Consider the following 5,305-nt stretch of genomic DNA (forward strand, 5'->3'; position numbering starts at 1 on the left):
TTCACTCGGAAAGTGCCTTCTGATCTGGGTTGGACGGGGCCTTAGACAAGTCCGATCCTTCCAGGTCAAGGGCACTTTTCATATGTAAACGATCAAGTCGCCTCAAATTCGCCGTGAAAGCCGCAGGTTAGCGAAGAGCTCCGGCATAGTGGCGCTCAGGCCCATGAGGGCAAGGCCAGGGCTGGAGGGCGGCCGTAGCAGAAAACGGCGTGGTGTTGCGTGCATGCCGCTGAGTCAGCGCAAGCACCTGCTCGACGAAGGTGGAGTCCTCACTTAAGGCCAGGTTAAGGCTTCTGGGCTGATGGCAAGAGTGCTGGGGAGATTGGCCGGACAGTGCAGACGCCAGCCCCGATCTTGCGGATGAGCTGGCCGTTGGCTCAGGGGGACAGCTGCCAGTACATGTGTTCAAAGTGACATCGCCGAGGTGGCGGGCGATGTCCCGGGCGGCCCAGGCACAGCCGGAGCCTTGGTGAAGGAGGGCCAGGACTGGGAGTGAAACAACGGCTCTGTCTCTCTTTCGATGGTTACGGAGCGTTAGGCAAGGAGGATGCGGCGGCGGAGTAGCGTGAAGCCGGCCCCGCCGTGCATCTGCCGCATGATGCGTTTAGTCTTGGTGTTCACGCCTTCGGTGCCGCCGTTGTGAATGGACAGAGTGACGGCCGCATAGACGGCGTCGCGGTCCCAATCCAGGCCGCGGATGAAGGCGTACAGATGAGGCAGGTCGGCGGCACCGGCGGTAGCGACCCACGCGTCGAGGCGGTCGGCGTTGCCGTCGTGGCCGAAGCAGGTCGGCGAAACCGCGGACGAGTCCGGCCAGGTCGATCATCTTGGGGCACGCGATTGTCAGGTCGTCCAGCAAGCGGCAGTGCTCGTCTTTAAGGTTGCCGGGCCAGCTGAGCAGGAGCCGGGCAAAGCGACGTGGGGAGATGGGCAGCCGGTCGGCTTCGACACGGCCTTGGGTGATGTAGCGGTAGAGAAGGTTGAAACTGCCCGGGTGGCCGAGGGCTTTGACCTCGTTGAACAGATGCAGGACGGGGACGGCGGGGATCTTCAGTGCGGCGCCGCCGAAGGCGATCGCGGTAGGGATCGACCAGAGTCGGCCGGTACTGCGGGGCAGGTTGCAGGCGTTCGGGTTCGGGCACGTGGGCATAGCGCTTGACGGTGTTGAGGGCCACGTTCAGCTGGCGGGCGCATTCCAGCAGGCCAACGCCCTTGCCGAGTAGGTCATGGACCTGGTGCCAACGCTCATGGATGGTCTGGGCGCGCTTGTCTGGCACATCCCGGCTTTGTCAGGGCCGCTTGCCACCTTCCCCGGCATCACCCCGGACCACGCTGCCCTCAGCTTCCCCGCCCTGCCACGACAGGACGGACGACGCAGGTCTTCTACCTTCGTACGGACCATCAACGCCTCACGGCGCACGTAAGGTCGGCCCGGAGCGCGGTGCCGGTCTTGCGACCGGTCCGTTTCTCCGGATCGCCTTTCGAACCCGGCGTACCCGTCTCCGAGTAGCGGGCTCTCCACGGATGCTGCCGTTTAATGGGCTGGTTGAACCCATGGGCTGGGGATACGCGCGCCGCGATAGCGATACCGGGTGACCGGGATCTTCTCGATGCCGCCAGGTGACCCCGTTCGCTGAGAACGGCAGCCATCGCCCGGTGGGAGTGGTGTGCCGTCGGCGAAACTCCTTCCAGCTCCAGCGATGCCGCTGGCGCAGCAACCGGGCCAGCCTCCACCAGGTGAAGGCGTCCAGGTTGGCGAAGACGCGCTTGGCGATCGCATGCTGGAAGTAGAACGCCCATCCGCCCATGACCCGGTTCAGCTGGGCCAGCAGGGCGTCCAGGTTCAACGGTGAGGTCTTGCGGGTCAGCGCACGAACTTCGCCTTCAGCCGCCGGATCGGGTCCTTGGCGATGAAGGTGTAGACGTGCCAGGTGTTCGTGCCTCGCTTGCGGCGCCACTGGATGTGGAACTGAGGGGCTTCGGAAATTCCGGACAGCGTCTGGTGGTCTTACCTACGCTGCGGTCTGCCGGGTCAGGTACTGGTCTTCGACTTCTTGCGGCGTCTGATAGCCGAGCCCTGAATGCAGACGCTTACGATTATAGAACCCCTCGATGTAACAGACAGCCTGACGTCGGGCCTTATTGCGCGTGCTGAACGTGAACCGGCTGAGCCATTCGTTCTTCAGAACGGAGAAGAACGACTCGGCCATCGCATTATCCCAGCACACCCCGGTCCGGCCCACGGACTGCCGCATGCCCATCCGCTTCAGCTTCTCACCAAAGACTCCCGGCGTATAATTCGAGCCCCGATCGGAATGAAAAATCGCCTCGTCAGCAATGCGAACGTTGACCGCGGCCATGTCCAGCGCCGCCTCGATCAGCGACGTCTTGTAATGATCGGCCATCGCCCAGCCGACCACTTTCTTACTGAAACAGTCGATGACCGTCGCCAAATAGAGAAACCCTTCCCAGGTCGGGATGTAGGTAATGTCGCCGACGAACTTCGTTCCCGGCGCCTCGGCGGCGAAGTCTCGCCGCACCAGGTCGGGGATCCGATGGTGCTCGCTGGCATCGGTGGTGACCGGCCGCCACGGCGCCGGCTGGCAGGCGACCAGGCCCAGCTCGCGCATCAGCAGCCGGACCGTCTCCACGCTCACCTCTTCACCCCGGCGCAGCAACGCCGCGTGCACCCGCCGATGCCCATACGTCTCATGGCTGTCGTCGAAAACAACGGCAATCAGTGCCTTCAAGCGTTCACGGCGTTCAGCCGTCGCCGACATCGGGCGACCGCGCCACTCATAAAACCCCGACCGCGACACCTGCAACCAGCGGCACATGTCGATAATCTTGTAGCCGGCCTTCTCCGCGTCGATCAGCTCGTACTTGGCGAGCGTCATCGATGATCGGCCGCGAAGAAGTCGGGTGGCCCGGGGGGATCTCACCCCCGGGCTCCCACAGATCCGTGCATAACAGTCTCCCATTACACGGCTCTTACCGTCCGGCCACAAGAGCGCCTTCCGTTGTCCACCGCCAGTGCGCGAAGAGCCCCGGCGCTTGCTGCACGAGCCGCTCCCACCACGCCTGGATGCGTTTGGATGAACGTAACCGTCTATATTTCTTGCGAGCCCACCGCATCAGGTAGGTGTAGATGCGCCTTAGGAGAACGTACATCTGGGACCGGTAGAAATGACCCCAGTAATTCATCCAACCCCGCACGATTGGGTTGATCGCTTCCGCGAGGTCGGCCAGAGTGTCGTTGACGCGCCGATGAAGCTGCCACCGGCGGACTTCCCGGCCTTTGGCGGTCAGCTTGTCCCGGCTCATAGCGGGCAGAAACGCGGTGAAGCTGCGCCCCTGCTTGTTTCGCGCCTGGCGCGGACGGAAGGTGTATCCCAGAAAGTCGAACGAGACGTGGCGGTAGCCGCCTCGCCAGTTCGCATCCTTGCAATACGCTATTTTGGTCTTGGCCGGGTGGAGTTTCAGCCCGACCTCCTCCATGCGCTGACCGATCGCGACCCGCACCGCGAGCGCTTGGCGCTCGCTGGTGCAGTGCACCACTGCGTCGTCCACATAGCGTTCGAACGGGACGGACGGAAAGTTCCTTGCCATCCACACATCGAAGGCGTAGTGAAGAAACAGATTAGCCAAAACAGGAGAAACAGCCGACCCCTGCGGGGTCCCTTGTTCCCTCTCCTCAAGAGAACCATCCGGATGCTGGAGCGGTGCCCGCAGCCACCGCTCCACATACAGCAGCACCCATCTCTGGTCGGTATTAGCCGTTACCGCTTTGACGATGAACTCCCAGGGAACGCTGTCGAAGAACTTCTGGATGTCTAAATCAACTACCCAGTCGTATTTCCAACAGCGCTTCCGGCATTTGGCCACCGCGTCTATCGCCGATCGCCCTACCCGATAGCCATCGGAGTCGGTATGGAAGATTTCTTCCGTGCGCGGCTCCAATCTGCTGGCTACCACGGTTTGCGCGATTCTGTCCGCGACCGTCGGGACACCAAGAATGCGGACCCCTTTTCCTCCATCTTTAGGTATCGGCACGGCCCGCACCGGAGGCGGGAAATAGGCACCTGAGGACATCCTGTTCCAGATCTTGTAAAGGTTGTTCTTCAGATCCTTCTCGAAATCCTCGATCGTGACGCCATCCACGCCCGGTGCGCCCTTATTGGCCTTGACCTTCTGGTACGCCTCAAACCTCTCGCTTGGAAATCTGAAACGGCTTCTCTTCCGACTTTGGCTCGCCCACCCGATCCCTCCCGGAGATCCCCGGTTGCCCGAACGAACTACCCCGGACGGTCCGGCCCCTTCGCTCCCTCCCCATTACAGGGATCTCGTCACTACTACGGACCGGTCCGACTGCATGCCCCGCAACGGTACTCAGCGCCTCACGGTTATCGCCGCTTGCGCGCGCTCCCTATTGCCGCTCACACCCCTGCGAGCGGCAGTGTCGGGGCATGCCCTCCCACGTTCCACGTGAAAGCCGCAGACCGGACTCGCGTCGCCTTCATGCCGGGCACCATCTGGCCAGCAAACGGGTATCCGCCAGACTCATCCCAGGGCCGCAGCCGCGCCCTGGTTTTGATGCCGCCTAAAATTATCGACACTTCATCAACGATTAGCTTGCGCTCGCCTTTCCGGTCCCCACCTGACGCCTCTTCCGACGCCTTTTCCTCATCGCTCACCACGACGGTCTTCGGCCAACGCAGCATGAGATGGTTTGACGCCTCCCCCCGCAGGGCGACGCCGAAGGGCCAACAATCCTTCATCTCCCACGCAGCACCGCATCCGGCAAGTTCACCTACCTCCCATGAACCTGCCTTCCGCGCACGTGGCGCACGGCAGCGGCTTTTTTCAGGAACGCGACTTCCTCGCGGAGCTTTCGGTTCTCACGCTCCAATTCGCGCTCACGCCCGCTCTTTTCCCCGCTCTTCCCCAGAGCGGCCGGCGCCACGCCTCCGTGCTCCCGCCGCCACGCCTTCACCCAGTTATGCAGGGTGGTGTCGTGGATGTCCAACTCCCGGGCGACATGCGACACCGGACGATCCCCGTCCAACACCATGCGGACGGCCTCATCCTTGAACGCCTGCGAGTAAGGGCCCTTACGCCGTGTCAACTACCGCTTCCTTCCTGTTACCCCAAGCCTAGTTGGGGAGCTGTCCGGAAGATCTAGTGGCGCATCACCGAATCTTGCTGGGGTTATTGATCTCGGCGAGTGAGCACGCCAGCCTTGTCCCGGAGTAGTTCTGGGAGGTGGTCGTGGCACGTAAGCCCGAGGTGTTCGTCCGGCCGTTGT

At 62.5% G+C, this 5,305-nt stretch carries 4 protein-coding genes and 1 pseudogene; all 5 read right to left on the minus strand.

Annotation, left to right across the window (positions count from 1 at the left end):
• Window positions 1-534: 534 nt before the first annotated feature.
• Window positions 535-1,265, minus strand: a pseudogene (locus ACH34R_RS43960) (transposase); the annotation flags it as partial.
• 144 nt (window positions 1,266-1,409) lie between these two features.
• On the minus strand, window positions 1,410-1,958 hold the full coding sequence (locus ACH34R_RS43965; RefSeq protein ID WP_397567598.1) for a group II intron maturase-specific domain-containing protein: 549 nt from the start codon (window positions 1,956-1,958) through the stop codon (window positions 1,410-1,412).
• Between the two features lie 54 nt (window positions 1,959-2,012).
• A complete protein-coding gene (locus ACH34R_RS43970; protein WP_397567599.1) occupies window positions 2,013-2,981 on the minus strand; it encodes an IS3 family transposase in 969 nt (322 codons plus the stop codon).
• A 10-nt stretch (window positions 2,982-2,991) separates the two neighbouring features.
• Window positions 2,992-4,161, minus strand: a complete 1,170-nt coding sequence (ltrA, locus tag ACH34R_RS43975; RefSeq protein WP_397567600.1) for a group II intron reverse transcriptase/maturase — start codon at window positions 4,159-4,161, stop codon at window positions 2,992-2,994.
• A gap of 649 nt (window positions 4,162-4,810) precedes the next feature.
• Window positions 4,811-5,125 (minus strand): transposase, encoded by a 315-nt coding sequence (locus ACH34R_RS43980; protein ID WP_397567601.1) that lies wholly within the window; start codon window positions 5,123-5,125, stop codon window positions 4,811-4,813.
• Window positions 5,126-5,305: the final 180 nt, after the last annotated feature.

Origin of the sequence: Spongiactinospora sp. 9N601 (assembly GCF_044326295.1) — a bacterium.
GTDB classification, from domain to species: domain Bacteria; phylum Actinomycetota; class Actinomycetes; order Streptosporangiales; family Streptosporangiaceae; genus Spongiactinospora; species Spongiactinospora gelatinilytica.

Excerpts from the sequence above, each read along its gene's own strand:
- ACH34R_RS43970 (WP_397567599.1), bottom strand. The coding sequence starts at position 2,981 with ATGGGAGACTGTTATGCACGGATCTGTGGGAGCCCGGGGGTGAGATCC.